Consider the following 18,718-nt stretch of genomic DNA (forward strand, 5'->3'; position numbering starts at 1 on the left):
ATAAGTAAGACCCCGCTCACGAATGGACGGGGTCTTACTTAATTGTTCATAAAACGGATCCTATCTATTATGCATGTTCACTTTCCAATTCCACTGTCTCAGCCACTCGCTTATCCAATCTCGGTCCGATTTTCAAAAGCAATAGAACACCGGCAAATCCAATTCCCGCGATGACCAATGATGTGCCTGCACTTGAGATATATGCACTGATCATGACGGTGAAAGAACAAATCAGCTGGGCGAGATTATATCCCATTCCGCTGATGGCTAAGTAGGAGCTGCGCTTATCTTCCGGCGGCAGGCTTGCAATATAATTCTGCTCGACCGGTACGCGCATGACTTCCGCTAGTGAAGCAAACAGCATGGCGATGAACAGGAACCACAGGTTATTGGAATAGGAAACAATTGCATAGCCTGCCACAAATATAAATGAGCTTAAAACCATAACATGGCGGTCCTTAAAACGGGATACCATGCTTGCCGCAAACAGTGCCAGCAAAGCGACAATTACGGTATTTTCCGTTCTTAGCAGACCAGCTACTTCAATCCCGCCAACCTGCCACCAGAGCAGTGTCTGTTCCGACAATTGTTCGGCAAGCCGGATTCCGACATAGTTCCCCAGCTGGAACTCCATCTGCATCACCAATACAATTGCCAGTGCATATAAAATGAACAGATTATCCCGGAATACATCTCGGTAGCTCCCTATCATAAGGGATGCATGCCTGATAAGCTTCTCCTTCTTCCTCACTTTAGGTACAAAGCTTTCACCAATAAAGAACACAATCAGGAATACAGTAATCAACGATACGATCGATAATGCAATGAAGAGTTCAAATAAGTGATCTTTAAAGAGGAATCCTCCAATCGTTCCTCCGATTGCAACAGATATATTACTGGACCAGTACATAATGGAGAACATATACTTCCGCTCGACCGGCTTACTTACATCAATCAGCATAGCCTGGTTTGCGGGACCAGCAAGCGCCCAGCAGATTGTATTGACCGTCATCATAAAATAAGTGATCAACGGCAATGTAATCCACGGAGAATTACAAATCATCATCACGGTAAATGCGATAAATCGCATGACCTCTGCAAATACTATGATTTTCTTTCGGCCAAAGTTATCGGAAAAGTATCCGCCGAAAAAGGATAATGCAATGCCAATAAATACATTAATCAATAATAGAATTCCAGTGATTTTAAGTCCAAAGTAGGCGGATAAATAGATTGCCATAAATGGAAAAATCATATTACCGATTGCAGAACTCAAGAAAGATTCTACAATTCGAATCTTGATGGTTGGATGAAACTGCGAAAATTTCATACTGCTCCCTCCATTCTCTCTGAATTTGCCAGGCGGTAAAGAGCAGTAAAAACAAGCGAGTCCACAAACACTTTCTCAACTAATAAACTGTTATGTTTTCTATCTTTATCAATGGCTAGTTAATAGACTTAGAGCAATTTTCAGTATATAGGGAAAAGCGAGATTAGACAATATATTTTTCAGGTAAATCGAATCATATAAAATAAAAAGGGAGAGTGCTTGTCAGCAGCCTCTCCCGATCTTTATGGGGGGGTTGTGTATTTTGGGGCGGAGTTGCGAGGGGAGGGGAAGTAGGGAATGGGGCTGGCGATATTTGGAGTGGTTTGCCGGGAGTCCGGCAGAGTCGCGCGATTTTCTGGCCACATTGCGCGATTTCCTGGTCGTATTGCGCGTTTTTCACCCCTTATTGCGCGATTTTCTGGCTCTATTGCGCAATTCCCACACCATATCGCGCGTTTCTCACCCTGTATTGCGCGATTCCCCCGGCTGTCATCACAACATCTTTGCTATAATAATTGTATACAAAGCGGGGAGTTGAAAACATGGATGTTATAGGCAAAATTTTAAAGGATCAATGGAAGTTATTCCAATTAACAAACGATAACGGAATGATAGTAGAGATTCTCAACTACGGTGGAATCATCACAAAAATTGCCGTACCCGATAAAAATGGGACGGTTGAAAATGTCGTCTTAGGTTATAAAAATTATGAAGACTATTCGGTTGACTCGAACTTCTTTGGCGCTATTGTGGGAAGGGTTGCCGGGAGAATTGAAGGGGCTTCATTTGAGCTTGACGGAAATACATATACATTAGAGGCAAATGAAGGGGAAAATCATCTCCATAGCGGGGAAAGTGGTTTCCATAAAGTGGTTTGGGATGCAGAAGCTTTTCATGTCGATGATAAGGTTGGTGTCAAGCTCCAGCATACCAGCCCTGATGGGGAAGGTGGATATCCAGGCAATATAACAGCTTCCGTTACCTATACGCTGACAAATGATAATCAGCTGGCAATCGATTACAATGCAGCAACGGATAAGACTACCCCGCTTACTTTGACCAATCATACCTATTTCAACTTGAGCGGCAATTTAAAAGATACCGTTCATCGTCATACAGTGAAAATGGATAGCAACCATTTCTTGGAATTAGATTCCTCTCTTATTCCTACCGGTAGAGTTGAGGACGTGACCGGCACAACTTTCGATTTCCGCGAGGGCAGAAAGCTGGAAGCAGGTATTAACTCGGACTCCCAGCAGAATACGATAGTCGGCAATGGCTATGACCATTACTTTATCTTAGATGGGAAAAGTAATATAGCTGTGGAAGAGGAAACGAGCGGCCGTGTGCTCACAATTGAAACCGATCAGCCAGGATTGGTTATGTATTCTTCCACGAACCTGACAAAAGGAGTGGAGTTAGCGGAAGGCCCATCAAAAAAATATTTAGGGGTGTGCTTCGAGACGCAAGCGCCGCCTTCTTCACTAAATCATGAAGACCTTGCTTCTGTCATTTTAAAAGCAGATGAGGTATATCGAAAGAAGACCGTCTTTACATTTCAGACTCTGGATAAGTAGCCACTGTCTTTTAGCAGCATCATGATTTTTAAAAAGCAAAGGAGCAGCGTAATTGATAATACGTTGCTCCTTTTAGCACATGGTACTAAGTATTTGGTTCTAAGCTCCAATCAATATGCCCCGCGGATATGCTCCTTTACATTATCTTCATAAAATCTTTCTAACCGTTTCTTTTCGTCTGTCGAAAAATCCCTTACATGCAGTGCCCCTAAGTTGTCTTCCACCTGTTTCACATTTCGAAATCCTGGGATGACGCTTGTAACTGCCTTTTGCTCGACAATCCATTTCAGAGCGGCCTTTGTCATATTCTCTCTGCCCTCTGCAATCCATTCAAGCTGGCGGCTCAGTTCAACCCCTTTTTCAAATTCGAGCCCTGCGAAAGTCTCTCCCACATTGAATGCTTGCCCGTCTCTATTAAAGTGACGGTGGTCCTCTTCGTCGAAGGTTGTATCTTTATTAAACTTTCCTGTCAGCAATCCGCTGGCTAAAGGTACTCGCGCCAGGATTCCAACGCCTTTTTCCATTGCTGCCGGGAATAATGCTTCTAGTGGCTTCTGACGGAATAGATTAAAGATTACCTGTAAGGAGCTTGCCTTGGAGTGTTCCAGACAAAACATGCCTTCCTCTACCGTCTCTACGCTGACACCATAATAGCGGATTTTCCCTTCCTTTTTTAAGGCTTCAAGCACGTCAAACACTTGGCCATCCTGTAAGATTTCAAGTGGCGGACAGTGGATTTGATATAAATCAAGCTGCTCGCGTCCCAGCCGTTTCAGGGTGTTTTCACAGTACTCTCTGACCTTGTCCATCGAGTAGTTTTGCGGATCATAGATATCTCCCGCACGGCAAAATTTGCTGGCTATATGAATTTCTGATTCCTTTCCTTTTGTTGCTTTTGCCAGAAGCTCCTCAGCATGGCCGTCTCCATAGACGTCTGCTGTATCAAAGAAATTCACCCCTAGATCCATTGCACGCTCTAATCCTTTTAATGCCTCGGAATCATTTGTCTTCCCCCATGCACCACCAATTGCCCATGTGCCAAAGCTTAATTCACTGATTTTTAAATCTGTCTTTCCTAATTGATTGTAATTCATCGACACACTCCTTCCGTTCAATATTTTCCTGATTAAAGCATTCTGCAGAACAAGTTCTCTCCAAGGGATCTTCTATTATTCCATTAACTTTTATTTAACCTGCCACCACAAGGCTAAACCTCTTTTTAAGTACAGCACAACCATTTGTTTCCCAGAATCATATTAGATTATAAGCAAAATCCAGAGAAAGAATCGAATAGCTGCCTGTATTCTTTTCATCCTGCAGAACTATCCGATATCAGAAAATGGACAGGGTTTATTACCCTAGTCCATTCCCTTTCTTTATGATTCACCCGAATATTTACTTCGCTATCTTCGTAACTTCTTCGGTTTTCGGTTTCCAAATTTCTTCTAATTGTTCAAGCGTTTTACCTTTTGTTTCAGGAACCAATTTCCATACAAAGATGGCCGAGAGAATACTCATCAATCCATAGAATCCATAGGTTAAGCCTCCGCTGAACTCCATCATGGATGGGTAGGTTGATGAGATGAAGAAGTTTGCGGCCCATTGCGCGGCAACTGCAATCGCCATTGCCTGACCGCGGATTTTGTTAGGGAAGATTTCAGAAAGCAATACCCAGCAAATCGGACCCCAGGACATCATAAAGGATGCTGTATATAAGATGATAAATAGTAATGTGCCTATCCCGATAATATCAAGGAATGCCAGCATAGCTACTCCAAACATCCCTACTGCCATTCCGATTGAACCTATCATCAGAAGTGGCTTTCTTCCCCATTTATCCACCGTTTGAATCGCGATAATAGTGAATACAACATTAACGATTCCCATGACGACCGTTTGAACCATAGATGCACTCTGGCCGGCACCCATACTTTCAAATATTCGCGGTGCATAATATAATGCCACGTTTATTCCAACGAATTGCTGGAATATCGAAAGCAATACACCGACTACGATAACCAATTTTCCATAGGAGAATAATTTTCCGGATGTTTTATTCGTATTTAGTGACTCATGGATATCTTTTAGAATCCCTTTCGCCTTTTCTTTCGAGCTGTTCACTTTCTCTAAGACATTCAATGCCTCGTCACCTTTATTTTTGGATACGAGGTAACGCGGTGTTTCAGGCACGAAAAACAGAAGAACCAAGAATAACAGGGCTGGTATTGTTTCCGATGCGAACATATACCTCCAGCCTACATCATTAATCCATTCACTTGTTTGACCGTTCGCAATTCCCCAGTTTACGAAATAAACAACAAGCATCCCAAAGATAACCGCAAATTGATACCATGTCACTAACTTGCCGCGTATTTGCGCTGGAGCAGTTTCCCCAATATAGGTTGGTGAAATGGCAGATGCCAGACCAACGCCAATACCACCGATAATCCGGTAAAAAATAAACATATTCAGTAAGCCAATTGTAGGATCACCTACATTAAAAAAGAAAACTTCCGGATATGCTGAACCCAGCGCAGAGACCAAGAAAAGAACCGCCGCAACGATTAACGCATTTTTTCTTCCCAAATTGTTCGAAAGGAATCCAGAGATCAGCCCTCCGATAATACAACCGATTAGAGCACTTGATACTGTTAATCCATGTACGAGTGAACTTAACCCTAGACTATCTGTAAGGTACGTTTGCAATGCCTGCTCTGCTCCGGAGATAACAGCCGTATCATATCCAAAGAGCAGCCCCCCTAATGTAGCAATCAATGTTATCGAAACAATATAGAAATTATTTTTATTTTTCATTATTGCGCCAGAGTAAGAACCCACTCAGAACTTACTCTGTACCTCCTCCCATTTTGATCGTTAATCACGATGAGTGAATCCGCTTTCTTTCTGAAAAATATGTTCCCCTTAAATGATGGAATCCCGCCAGACCTCTTCGGTCCTAATTGAAGCATATGAATATAAAGAAAAGCACTCCACTTCTGCTGTATCGCTGAAATTGGAGTGCTTTCTACTTAATGGTAAGAAAACATGGAAATGAATCGTTTTCTGACACACCAACTAAAGACTGTTATTCTTTTTATATTGCTCAGGATTCTACTGCCTGTAATCCATCAAACGTTCATTTAACGAACTCGTATTATGATAAACTTCCTTATAGATCGTAAATAATCTGCTATATTTTTCTACGTTTTCTGATATCGGTGTGTAGACTTTATCCTCTTTCAAGAATTCGCCGGCACATTCATTCAATGATTCAAACCAGCCACAGCCATATGCTGCTAGCATTGCAGCTCCCATGCCAGGTCCTTGCTCACTGCTCAGTTTTACGATTGTTGCATCGAAAATGTCTGCCTGCATCTGAAGCCATGTTTCATTTTTGGCACCGCCGCCAATAGAGACGATTGTATCAATTCTTTTACCGTTTTCACGGAAGATCTCGACCGATTCATTTAGCGAGAATGTAATCCCTTCCAATACTGCCCGGGCGAAATGCTTGATTCCATGGGAGGCATCCATGCCAATAAAGCTTGCACGGATATTGGCATCGACATGCGGTGTCCTCTCCCCGACAATATAAGGGGTGAAAATAAGACCATTCGATCCTACCGGTACGGTATTTACTTCTGCCAGCAATTGGTCAAAATCGATATCCTTTGCAAATACATCTTTGAACCAGGACAGGCTATATCCTGCAGCAAGTGTAACTCCCATTGTATAGAATGCATCTGGGGCGCTATGGTTAAAGTAATGGACCTTTCCATTGAAGTCTTTATCACCACTGGCTTCATAGGAGAGGACAACACCAGACGTTCCTATGCTAGCTAATGTTTTTCCCTCTTCCAGAATCCCGGAACCTATCGCACCACAGGCATTATCCGCTCCACCCGCAAATACACGGGTAGCTGGATGCAGCCCTGTTGCTTTGGCAATTTCTCCGGTAATCGTTCCTACTTCATCATGTGAATCGATTAATGGCGGGAAAATTTTCGGGTCGAGATCCAATAACTCCCCGACTTGCTCACTCCATCTTTTCTTCTTCACATCCAATAGTAATGTACCCGCTGCATCTGAGTATTCCATGTGCAATTTGCCTGTCAGCATATAACGCACATAATCCTTCGGTAAGACAAACGTATTTATTTGACGATAAATTTCCGGCTCATTGTTTTTCACCCATAATAGTTTCGGTAAAGTAAAACCTTCTAATGCTCGGTTTTTGGCAACGTCCAATAATTGCTCTTCGCCAACACGTTCATAAATTTCCTGACACTCCCGTGTGGTACGGGTATCATTCCATAGAATTGCATTTCGTAAGATCTTATTATGGTCATCCAGAAGCACCAGACCATGCATCTGACCAGAGAAACTGATTCCCTCTATCTCTTCTGGATTACCATCGAATTTTTTCAGTAGGTCCGTTAATCCTTCAATCGTCTGTTCTACCCATTCGTTTGGGTCCTGCTCGCTATAGCCGGTCTGTTTCCGGATCAATGGATAGGATTTGGATACTTCTTCCGTCACTTCACCATGTTGATTGACTAACAGAATCTTAACGGAGCTGGTTCCTAAATCTACCCCAACAACATATTTCATTGCAGCCACCCCTGTATCGTCAGAAATTATTCACCTGCATAGGCTCTTAATAGATATTGATTAATGCTTGCTTTGATACGTTCTAGTTTCCCTGATTCGTTTTTGATTTCGGTTAATCCAAGTGCATGCTCTTCTAATTTATGGAAGTCCGTATTTCCATTTACAATGTCGAGACCGATACCATCTTCAAAGCTCTTATAGCGATCTTCCACCAGACCATCAAGAACATTATCATCTATTAGTTTCTGTGCTACTTTCAGACCTACGGCGAAACTATCCATTCCAGCGATGTGTGCATGGAAAAGATCTTCCGGTTCGAATGATCCCCGACGAACTTTCGCATCAAAGTTAAGTCCTCCGCGACCAAGTCCACCATCATTTTTCAAGATTTCATACATTGCTAATGTTGTAGAATAAATATCTGTCGGGAACTCATCCGTATCCCATCCCAGTAATGGATGGCCTTGATTGGCATCAACAGATCCCAGCATTCCATGGATTCTGGCATAGCGAAGTTCATGTTCAAATGTATGGCCGGCGAGCGTTGCATGGTTTGCTTCAATATTAAATTTAAATACATCCTGCAAATCATAGTTTTGTAAGAAAGCGAACCCGCTTGCCACGTCAAAGTCATATTGATGGGTTGTTGGCTCTTTTGGCTTTGGTTCAATTAGGAACTGTGCATCAAAGCCGATTTCATTTGCATAATCTTTCGCCATATGGAAGAAACGGCCAAGATTATCCATTTCCAGCTTCATATCTGTATTGAGCAACGTTTCATATCCTTCACGTCCGCCCCAGAATACATAACTCTCTGCACCAAGTTCTTTTCCGACTTCCAATCCCTTTTTCACTTTTGCTGCTGCATATGCAAACACATCTGCATTGTTGGAAGAGCCAGCACCATGAACAAAACGCGGATGGGTAAAATTATTCACCGTATTCCATAGTAATTTCGTTTTGCTATCTTTCATGTATTCTTTAATCATTGCTACAATCGTATCCTGATTTTTATTGGACTCGCTAAGTGTCGATCCTTCTGGAGCAATGTCCACATCATGGAAACAGAAATACGGAACGTTCAGTTTTTCAAAGAATTCAAATGCTGCTTCTACTCGTGCTTTCGCAAGGTCCATCCCTTGAAATTTATCCCAAGGACGGATTGCAGATCCAACACCGAATGGGTCTGATAAATCTTCTGTAAATGTATGCCAGTAAGCTACACCGAAACGCAGAATTTCCTCCATTGTCTTTCCGTTTATTTTTTCCTCTGGATTATAGAATTTGAACGCAAATGGGTTGGTTGATGATGCACCTTCGAATTTAATGTTGGAAATGTTATTAAAATAAGCCATTCGTTTTCCTCCTAGAATTAGTATTTTAAATTTCTCTTCTCTAATGTAAATGCTTTCAAAAAATAGTATAACACTTCATTCTTAGTTCGTCTATTAGATAAACAAAGTTTATTTCATGTGGACTTTCTAGTATAGTAAAGGTGATACATTGACGTATAATGGCATTATATCGCCCACCCCCAATGATAAAGGAGGTCATATTTTTGAACGTTTTTAACAGTGCTATTTATAACATTTTAGAATGGATCAGCCGATTCGCTTATGTCAACATCTTATGGACTCTTTTCACATTTGCTGGCGGCATCATTCTCGGTTTCTATCCATCTAGTATTGCCATGTTTGCCATGGTTCGGGACTGGCTCCGAGGAAATACAGATAAACCTATGTTCAACACCTTTTGGAAATATTACAGGCAGGAATTTGTCAAAAGCAATCTGTTAGGATTGGTCCTTAACGTAATGCTGATTCTGATTGCCTTTGATATTTATTATATTCAAATGAATATCAATGAAAATCTGACATGGACCCATATCCCATTATTCGCATTCATGCTGCTCATTGCCTTATTCTTGTACTATATTTTTCCAAGCTTTGTGCACTTTAGATTGAACGTGTTCCAATTGATTAGGAATGCCTTTTTGGTTATGCTGATCAGCCCGATACATAGCTTTTTAATTACGGTGTCCCTTATTTCCAGCTATTTTATCTTCCGGGGTATTCCTGCTTTATTCTTTATTTTTGGTGGACCTGCATATGCATTTATAACGACATGGATATGCTTGCATGCTTTCGATAGAATACAAAAAAGGCAGCAAATAGGCTAATCCTGTGTGATTAGGATATTATTAAAAAAATCACCAATCCAAACGGAATAATGTTAATTTTTGCAAGTGAGTTACTATCTAAAAGCTGGGATGAGTGAGTGCTTCGTTGATTTCCGTTCCGAAAGTCGCACACCTTAGGGCACGGCTTCAGCCTCCTCGCGGAAAACCACCGCTGCGGGGTCTTCAGACACGTGCTTTTCCCGCAGGAGTCGACTTCCCTCCACTTCAATCAACCAGCTTATTAGCGGGAAGCTATCTCCATTTGGGTTTGGCATATTCGCCTTCGCATACTAGGAAGCAAAATTACCAATCTAGCGCAGGAAAATACGAAGATTCCGGCGGGAGACTCAGCAGTCATCTAAGGTGCGAAATGTGAATTCCCGGAGCTGTAATAAATACGCCTTCCATTAATGGTTCATTACGAAAACATCCCAAAGTAAAATCCCAAACTGATTTGCATCGTTCTGATTTTACTTTGACTTAAATATTTTCCCCGCTTTTTTTCTTTATCCTTTTACAGCACTTGCCGAAATTCCTTCCATAATCTTATTGCTGAAGAAGAAGAAAGCAATGATTATTGGCAGTACACTTATGACCAATGTCGCTCCAATTGCTCCCCAATCTGTCATATACTGTCCGATAAAGTTTTGGATTCCTACTGTCAGGGTTTTATATTTATCAGAGCTGATAAATGTATTCACAAAGACAAACTCATTCCAGTTATAGATCATGTTGATAATTACGGTTGTTGACATGATAGGTGCTGATATCGGAAGAATAATCCGGAAAAATAAACGATGGATCGAACTTCCATCAATAATCGCAGCCTCTTCAATTTCGCGTGGAATCGTTGTATAAAATCCAAGCAATATCATAACCGTTATCGGCAGATTATATGTTGTATAGGTGAGGACGATTGACAATGGATTATCGATTAAATTTACATTCAAAAACATATTGTATAACGGAATCAATGCGGAATGGATAGGAATCATTAGACCTACCATGATGATGCCCAATACTAGATTGCTATATTTCCACTTCATTCTCGTAATAGCGAAGGTTGCCATACTTGCAATAAGAATGGTCAGTATGGTAGCGGCAGCCGTTATCCAAATGCTATTCCAGAAATAAGTGCCAATTCCACCTTCAAATACTTTTAGATAATTTCCCCATTTTGGATCTGTCGGCAATCCAAATGGATTCCCAGCAAAGATCTCCTGATTATTTTTTAAGGAGAACATAAACAGCCAGATAATTGGGAAGACCTGAAACACAGCGACAAGACCTAAACAAACATACAGTATAAAATAACCGATTCGTCCCATTATACAGACCTCCCTTTAATATTGAATTTCCTCTTTGGTAGCTGTTGCTTTTCGAATAATCACGGTAACAATCAGTGTTATAATCAATAGCAGGAAGCCTATTGCACTTCCATAACCAAAGTCATAACTTGAAAATGCCAATTTATACATATAGGATGCCATAACTTCACTGGCACCGTTTGGCCCGCCGCCTGTCATGACATAAATCAGATCGAAATATTTCAAAGAACCAACAATGGCTAGAACAATGGTTACTTTAAAAACACTCATAATCAATGGAAATTTGATCTTTAAAGCAATCTGCATTGGTGTTGCTCCATCAATTTTCGCTGCTTCTATTAATGATTCCGGTATGTTCTTCAGTGCAGCATAATAAATCAGGATATAGAACCCGGCATATTGCCATATAATCGGAACAAATATGGAATAAAGGACAATCGATGGATCTGCCAGCCATGAGGGAGGATTATCAATACCCAGTCCCATTAAGATACTATTCAGCATCCCATTTGAAGGGTTATAAATCTTAATCCAAAGCTGGGCAATTGCCACGGAAGATAATAGCATAGGAATTAAGTATATTTTCCTCAAAAAGTTTGCTCCTTTTATTTTCGAAGCCAATATCAAAGCCACTGCTAGATACAGAATTAAGCTCAGTGCAGAAAACAGCGCTAGTAAAAAGGAATGCAATGTACTATCCCAAAACTTAGCGTCCTGAAGTGCATTTGTATAATTCTCCAATCCGATAAACTCCATCGCACCGATTCCATCCCAATTCATTAACCCGAAGTATCCTGATAGAATTAAAGGAATACCAATGAGAATAAGTATTAGCAGCAGTGCAGGAAGCGTATATAATGCAATAATCCATTTATTGGACATTACTCTATTCATAGCATTCAACCCCATCGTTTTATTTAAAATGAGAAAAGGACAACCCAGATTCCAGGATATGTCCTTTTCGAAGTAACTGGATAATTTGTTTAATCGTTATTCTGCTGCAAGTGCGTCCTCATGCTGCTTGGCAAATTCCTCAGGTGTTATATCATTTCCTAATAATGCCTGAATCATATCCAAGTGCACTTGTGCAGTACCCGCGCTCATTTGTACATCGGCATATAATGTAATATTTGTTGCTGTATTAAGATCTTCTAAAACATCTACATACATTTGCGGAAGATCCAAAGAGGCTGCATCTACCTTCGTTGCAGGAATAATCCCTACATCAGTAACGGCCCTTTCTCCCCATTGCTCCACAAAGTAGGAAGAAAATGCTTTTGCCTCTTCCTTGACATCGGAATTTTCAGAAACAAATAACCCTACTCCAGGACCACCGACATAACTATTCGTATCTCCATTCCCATCAACAGTCGGGAATTGGAAGTACCCTACTGAATCTCTAAATTCCTGCGGTATATCTTCATTTGTTGTGAAATTCGGAAGATCCCACGTCGCAATTAAGTACATTGCGGCCTGTTCACTCATAAACATGCTTTTTGCTTCTTCATCAGCAAGACCGTTAAATCCATTAACAAATGAGTCTGAATTAACCATTCCTTGTAATTCTTCGGCTGCAGCCACTAAAGCAGGGTCTTCAAAGGAACCGCTGCGATCGATTGCTTTCGTCAACACATCAGCACCGCCGATTCTATCTGCTAGATACATATACCACATTGAACCTGTCCAAGCATCTTTATTTCCAAGTGCAATTGGTTCTACACCATTATCTTTCAATGTTTGGATAACATTCTCTAATTCTTCCATTGTTTGTGGTTCTTCCAAACCATATTCGTTAAAGATTGCTTTATTGTAGAAGATGGTGGAAATGTTCAGTTCCAGCGGCAGGCCATACGTTTGACCATCAATTGCAAAGGCTTCCGTTGTTCCTGCTACAAAACTATCCGATAAACCGCTTTCAATTGTGTCATCCAAAGGAGCGAACATCTTCCCATCAACATACGGCTCCAGATATCCCGCCGCCCATGTCATACCGACATCCGGTAATTCATCCGAAGTGGATAATACTTTAATCTTGTCTTTGTACTGTTCGTTGCTTAATACTTCAACATCTACTTTAATATCTTCATTTTCCTCTTCAAAATCGGCAATGATTTCGTTTACAATTTTATAATGCTGTGCAGAACTTCCTTCAGGCCATAGATGCATGAATTTTACTGTCTTACCATCCCCGCTTGCAGAGCTGGAATCACTGGAACCACTGCATGCCGCAAGTACTAATACAGAAATCAAGACAATAAACGACAATGTAACCGCTTTCTTTGTTTTCATTGTTTAACCCCCTGGTTTTTTTACTTATAACTTATAAGCTATCATCATAATAACAAAGGTCACATCGTTTGTCTAGTGGATGAACAAAGTTTATAATGAAAGAATAACATGCTATACTTGCTAAAAATATTGCGAAAGAGTTGAACATCTATGAAAGAAAACAAAACATGGAACCAGCATGTTGTTAAGAAGGAAAATAAATCTTTAGTCCTGGAAAAGATTATGGAAAACTCCCCTATCTCCAGAGCAGCCATCGCGAATTTGACCGGTTTGAATAAAGGCACGGTATCTTCTTTAGTCAATGAGTTACTAGATGAGCATTTTATTACAGAGTCTGGTCCAGGTAAATCAAACGGCGGAAGAAGACCTGTCATTCTGGAATTCAATCAATTAGCTGGATATTCCATTGGTATTGATTTGGGAGTTAATTATATATTGGGGGTGTTAACTGACCTAAAGGGGAATATTTGCCATGAAGAAACGGTAACGATCAACGAGTTGAATTTTGAAGAGATTAACAAAGAAATCATTAACATTATCGACACTCTTACGAAATCAGCTCCGCCAAGTGCTTACGGTATTGTCGGAATCGGTGTCGGGGTACCTGGGGTTGTCAACAAGGAGGGCAAAATCCTACTTGCCCCGAACCTTGATTGGAGAAATGTCGAACTAAAAGAGCTTCTTGAGAAACAATTCCATGTCCCTGTACTCATTGAGAACGAGGCAAATGCAGGAGCCTATGGTGAGAGGAAGTTCGGTGTCGGCAAAGATTATAACAACATCATCTATGTGAGTGTAGGAATTGGCATTGGGGTTGGACTGATTTTAAACGGTGAACTCTATAAAGGCAATAATGGATTTTCTGGTGAATTTGGGCACATGACCATCGAACTTGACGGTCCAAAATGCCGTTGCGGAAATGTTGGTTGCTGGGAATTGTATGCGTCTGAGAAGGCTCTGCTGGAAAATGCAAAGCGCAATGGAGTAAAACTGCCAAAAAACGAAGCTATTTCGCTGGACTCCCTCATTGACCTTGCCAAAGAAGGAGATGCTGCAACCGGCCGTTTATTAGAAGACATAGGGAAATATTTAGGTGTTGGACTGAATAACATCATAAATATTTTCAACCCAGAGCAAGTCATAATCGGGAACCGTATGGCTGCGGCAGAATATTGGTTAAAGGAGCCATTGGATAATTGGATCTACGACCAAACACTTTGGTTCAGCCAAAAAGATTTGCAAATTGACTTTTCGGCACTGCGGACCCATTCAACTGCTTTAGGAGTTGCTGCCTTTTCCGTAGAAAAGTTTTTGACTAATGGCCCGAATCATGCGATTACAGTAATGAACAAATAGTCAGCCATAGCTGACAGCATCGAAATATTTAAGGTCTATAAATCCGGCAGCAGATAGCTTCTGGTTTTATAGTCTTAAAACAAAAAGAAAACGCTTTCTATCCTTATGGTTTCTTAAAAAATATTACAATGAGGTGGATTTAAAATGACAAAAATTCAAAACCCTATCCTGACTGGATTTCACCCTGACCCATGTATTTGCCGTGCTGTGGAAGATTACTATATAGCCGTATCTACATTCGAATGGTTTCCAGGTGTTGGCATCTACCATTCGAAGGATTTAAAAAATTGGCGGCTAATATCCAGACCATTAAATCGGCTGAGCCAGCTAAACATGCTGGGAAACCCCGATTCAGGCGGCATTTGGGCACCTGCCCTGTCCTATAGTGACGGAAAGTTTTGGCTGATTTATACAGATGTCAAGGTTACGGATGGTCAATGGAAGGACAGTCATAATTATCTGGTTACATGTGACACGATTGATGGTGATTGGTCTGAGCCGATTCATATGAATAGCTCTGGATTCGATCCTTCCCTATTCCATGACACAGATGGGAAAAAATACTTTTTGAATATGCTTTGGGACCACCGCGTCGGGAATCATAATTTTAATGGGATTGTTTTACAGGAGTATCATGCTGAAAGTCAAAAACTTGTCGGCAAGAAAGAGATTATTTTCAAGGGAACTGACATTAAGCTTACAGAAGCACCACATCTCTATAAAATAAATGGCTATTACTATCTGCTGACTGCAGAGGGCGGCACCGTATATGATCACCAGGCAACCATCGCCCGGTCTAAAGATATCTGGGGCCCATATGAAGTGCATCCTGAAAACCCATTAATAAGTTCCATGCAGCATCCAAGAAATCCATTGCAAAAAGCCGGTCATGCCTCAATCGTACATACGCATACCGATGAATGGTTTTTGATGCATTTAGTTGGACGTCCCTTACCAAAAGAAAATCAGCCATTGCTTGATCCAAGAGGATATTGCCCTCTAGGAAGAGAAACTGCCATTCAACGATTGGAATGGAGAAACGATTGGCCATTTGTCGCAGGTGGAAATCAGCCTTCACTTGAAATAGAAGGGCCCGATATGGAAGAAGTAAGATGGGAAAAGGATTATGATGAAAAGGATGATTTCGATTCCGAAACATTGAATCCCCATTTTCAGACGTTACGTATTCCATTAGGTGAAGAAACCATATCGTTAAAAGATAATCCAGGCCATTTACGAATTTACGGTAAGGAATCCCTTACCTCTAAATTCACGCAAGCATTTGCAGCAAGAAGATGGCAGCATTTTAATTTTACAGCAGAGACAAAGGTAGCATTCCGACCAGATTCATTCCAGCAGGCAGCCGGACTAGTAAACTATTATAATACACAAAACTGGACTGCCCTGCATATCACTTGGGATGAAGAAAAAGGGAGAATACTTGATTTGACAACCTGTGATAATTTTACATTTGACCGCCCGCTTAAAGGTAAGGAAATTGAAATTCCAGATGATGTGGAATATGTTCACCTGCGCGTAGAGGTTAAAACAAATATCTATCAGTATTCTTACTCATTCGATGGCCAAATCTGGGAATTGATTCCGGTTGATTTATATGCTTATAAACTTTCGGATGACTATATTCAAGGAGGCGGATTCTTTACAGGGGCATTTGTAGGAATGCAGTGCCAGGATACTTCCGGTGAGCATCTGCACGCTGATTTTGACTATTTTCTTTATCAGCCAGCGGGAGAATAGACGGGCATAGCTTAGGGTTAGCCAGTTTCAGGCACTCGTATCAAGGCAGAGAAAAGCGCTAAAAAATTGAAAAGAGAAAAGACTAAAAATCGAAAAAAGAAAAGACCTAAAAATCCAAGGTCCTGCAGCAAGACTTTATGAATCCAACTAAAAAAGTAACCTATCCTGAACTTTTGTCAGTGGGACGGTTACTTTTTTGCTGCTTGCAATAATATACGCAACTGGTTCAGTCCAAGACTGGTCTTCCAATGAAGAAATCTTTGGCTAGCTGCTTGACATATCCAATCTATAAAACCACCAATGACATTGCGCCCCTAACCCCCTGAGCATCACCGAGCTCAGGCGCCACAATAAACTTGTCCACTTCCCCTACATCAATATAGCCATTCATCATTTCCACTAAATGACGGCGAATCAATGGATATAGTCCTTCCTGCTTCAACACTCCGCCACCTACGATAATTCGTTCGGGATATAGGGTGACCGTATAATTCATGATTGCCTGCGCAAGATAATACGCTTCCATTTCCCACACATTCTCATTATCCACCAATAATGCACCCTTCGTTCCATAACGTGCTTCGATTGCCGGTCCTGAAGCTAGGCCTTCCAAGCAATTTCGATGATATGGACAGCCACCTTCAAAAGGATCATCCGGATGCTGCCTTACAAAAATATGCCCCATTTCGGAATGATTTTTCCCTTGGAAAATCCTCCCGTCCTGTACTAAGCCTGCACCAATTCCCGTACCTACAGTTATATATAAACAGCTGCCCACATCTCTTCCGGCACCATATTTATATTCAGCTGAGCAGGCTGCATTTACATCGGTATCAATAAAGATAGGAATATCAAAATCCTTCTTTAAGCTGCCTAGCAGATTATAATTCTTCCATTTTATTTTAGGAGTATTTAAGATCATGCCGTATGAAGTGCTGTCTTTATTCAAGTCTATCGGTCCGAAGCTCCCCACTCCCAGAGCTTCAATTGGATGATGGTTAAAAAATTCTTTCACGTCATTTAGAGTTTCCTCCGGGTTCCGCGTAGGAAAGCTAACTTTTTCGATTATATTTCCTTTTTCATCTCCGACCGCACAAACAAATTTTGTCCCTCCAGCTTCGATGCCGCCTAGTAACATGGTATCCATCCTCCAATCACTTTTTTGGAAAGTCTTTCATTTCATTAGAGTTCTAACACGTTTCTATTTACCTTGCACAAAGGTTATCACATTATCGATGGGATTCAGTCAGCAGGCTGTCCAATAGCATTTGTGTTTTCAAGCCCTCTTCCCCATCCAATTCTGGCTGAAGATCATGATTTATACACTGGATAAAATGGTCTACTGCATTTTCAAACCCGCGCTGCTTAAGGATACTATCCCAAGATGAAGGCTCTATGCTTGTTCTCCCTTGCTGCTGTTCAATCTCTGTTAACCGCATATTTTTAATGCGAATGGTAGCACCATCCGTTTGCATTTCCAGTTGTTCCAGGTTACTTCCTGCATGACGATGCATAGCTGTATGCAGCACCGTACCATCAGGCGCTTCAAAGATATGCTGTGCCCTGGTTAGGTGGTTATCTTGATTCACCTTTATTTCTGAATATTTTACTAGCAGTTCACTATCAGCTAGCCAGCGAGCCGTATCCACCACGTGAATATAATCATCAAGCAGCGTAAACTGGTAGGATCCTGGACCGATTGAACGTGCTCTATGTTTTTCAAACCTTATCCATGATGTATCTTTAGCTTGTTTCTTGGCCTCAACATACATGGGCGAGAAGCGGCGATTAAACCCTACCATGAGTTTTCTGCCCTTGTTTTTGCTAAGCGTGACCAATTTTTCAGCCTCTGCTACTGTCGATGCCAGTGGCTTATCAACATAAACGTCAATACCTTTATTCAAAAGTTCTGCCACTACTTCAAAATGAGACGCTGTCGAACTATGAACAAAAATAGCATCACAGTCACTAGCAAGTGCCGGCAAATTGGAATATTCCTGCATTCGATACTGGCTGCATATTTGCTTTCTCTTCTCCACACCTGGTGAAAACGCCCCCATTAACTGCCAATCTTTCTCTTTTGAGAGGATTGGCAAATATGCTTTCTGCGCAATTCCTCCCAGTCCTACTATACCTACACGTGGCTTTCTCATCATTTCTGTACCTCCCTAATTGGAAAAAGAATAAGATCCGCGAGATGAGCTTCCGGGCCGCGGAATTAGCGCGAAAATCGCGGAATTAAATCCCGGACCGCGGAATTAGTTCGAAAACTGCGGAATTAGCTCCCGGG

14 protein-coding genes are annotated in these 18,718 nt (G+C 41.3%); 4 read left to right on the plus strand and 10 right to left on the minus strand.

Going from position 1 to position 18,718, the window contains the following annotated elements; translation table 11 throughout:
- Positions 1-67: 67 nt before the first annotated feature.
- Positions 68-1,330: an MDR family MFS transporter gene (locus OMHG_RS02695; RefSeq protein ID WP_010648096.1), complete on the minus strand. Its 1,263-nt coding sequence runs from the start codon at positions 1,328-1,330 to the stop codon at positions 68-70.
- A 542-nt stretch (positions 1,331-1,872) separates the two neighbouring features.
- Between OMHG_RS02695 and OMHG_RS02700 the strand changes: the two genes are divergently transcribed.
- Positions 1,873-2,907, plus strand: coding sequence for an aldose epimerase family protein (locus OMHG_RS02700; protein ID WP_010648097.1), 1,035 nt, complete (start codon positions 1,873-1,875; stop codon positions 2,905-2,907).
- Positions 2,908-3,017: 110 nt separating this feature from the next.
- Here OMHG_RS02700 and OMHG_RS02705 read toward each other — a convergent pair whose 3' ends face one another.
- The 4 genes from OMHG_RS02705 to xylA all read right to left on the minus strand — a co-directional run bounded on the left by OMHG_RS02705 (position 3,018) and on the right by xylA (position 8,873).
- A complete protein-coding gene (locus OMHG_RS02705) occupies positions 3,018-4,001 on the minus strand; it encodes an aldo/keto reductase (protein WP_010648098.1) in 984 nt (327 codons plus the stop codon).
- A 301-nt stretch (positions 4,002-4,302) separates the two neighbouring features.
- Positions 4,303-5,721, minus strand: coding sequence for a D-xylose transporter XylE (xylE, locus tag OMHG_RS02710; RefSeq protein ID WP_187116573.1), 1,419 nt, complete (start codon positions 5,719-5,721; stop codon positions 4,303-4,305).
- A gap of 297 nt (positions 5,722-6,018) precedes the next feature.
- Positions 6,019-7,518 (minus strand): xylulokinase, encoded by a 1,500-nt coding sequence (gene xylB, locus OMHG_RS02715; RefSeq protein ID WP_010648100.1) that lies wholly within the window; start codon positions 7,516-7,518, stop codon positions 6,019-6,021.
- A gap of 26 nt (positions 7,519-7,544) precedes the next feature.
- On the minus strand, positions 7,545-8,873 hold the full coding sequence (gene xylA, locus OMHG_RS02720) for a xylose isomerase (RefSeq protein WP_010648102.1): 1,329 nt from the start codon (positions 8,871-8,873) through the stop codon (positions 7,545-7,547).
- A gap of 203 nt (positions 8,874-9,076) precedes the next feature.
- On the opposite strand from xylA, the gene OMHG_RS02725 reads away from it, so the two are divergent.
- Positions 9,077-9,697, plus strand: a complete 621-nt coding sequence (locus OMHG_RS02725) for a YesL family protein (RefSeq protein ID WP_010648104.1) — start codon at positions 9,077-9,079, stop codon at positions 9,695-9,697.
- Positions 9,698-10,203: 506 nt separating this feature from the next.
- Here the strand turns inward: OMHG_RS02725 and OMHG_RS02730 are convergent.
- From OMHG_RS02730 to OMHG_RS02740, 3 genes are all read right to left on the minus strand, one after another.
- Positions 10,204-11,025: a carbohydrate ABC transporter permease gene (locus OMHG_RS02730; protein WP_010648106.1), complete on the minus strand. Its 822-nt coding sequence runs from the start codon at positions 11,023-11,025 to the stop codon at positions 10,204-10,206.
- 15 nt (positions 11,026-11,040) lie between these two features.
- The gene (locus OMHG_RS02735) at positions 11,041-11,919 is read right to left on the minus strand and encodes a carbohydrate ABC transporter permease (protein WP_010648109.1); all 879 of its coding nucleotides are present in this window, start codon (positions 11,917-11,919) and stop codon (positions 11,041-11,043) included.
- Positions 11,920-12,015: 96 nt separating this feature from the next.
- Entirely contained in the window at positions 12,016-13,314 is a 1,299-nt protein-coding gene (locus tag OMHG_RS02740) for an extracellular solute-binding protein (protein ID WP_010648110.1), read from the minus strand.
- Between the two features lie 150 nt (positions 13,315-13,464).
- Here OMHG_RS02740 and OMHG_RS02745 point away from each other — a divergent pair, with 150 nt between their 5' ends.
- Positions 13,465-14,670 (plus strand): ROK family transcriptional regulator, encoded by a 1,206-nt coding sequence (locus tag OMHG_RS02745; protein ID WP_010648112.1) that lies wholly within the window; start codon positions 13,465-13,467, stop codon positions 14,668-14,670.
- A gap of 144 nt (positions 14,671-14,814) precedes the next feature.
- Positions 14,815-16,428 (plus strand): glycoside hydrolase family 43 protein, encoded by a 1,614-nt coding sequence (locus tag OMHG_RS02750; protein WP_010648113.1) that lies wholly within the window; start codon positions 14,815-14,817, stop codon positions 16,426-16,428.
- Positions 16,429-16,714: 286 nt separating this feature from the next.
- On the opposite strand, the gene OMHG_RS02755 is transcribed toward OMHG_RS02750, so the two are convergent.
- Positions 16,715-17,566: an ROK family protein gene (locus OMHG_RS02755; RefSeq protein ID WP_010648115.1), complete on the minus strand. Its 852-nt coding sequence runs from the start codon at positions 17,564-17,566 to the stop codon at positions 16,715-16,717.
- A 91-nt stretch (positions 17,567-17,657) separates the two neighbouring features.
- Positions 17,658-18,581 carry a Gfo/Idh/MocA family protein gene (locus tag OMHG_RS02760; RefSeq protein ID WP_010648118.1) on the minus strand — a complete coding sequence of 308 codons (924 nt, stop codon included), beginning with the start codon at positions 18,579-18,581 and terminating at the stop codon, positions 17,658-17,660.
- Positions 18,582-18,718: the final 137 nt, after the last annotated feature.

Source organism: Oceanobacillus massiliensis str. N'diop, from assembly GCF_000285495.1.
In the GTDB taxonomy this organism is placed as follows: Bacteria; Bacillota; Bacilli; order Bacillales; family Amphibacillaceae; genus Oceanobacillus; species Oceanobacillus massiliensis.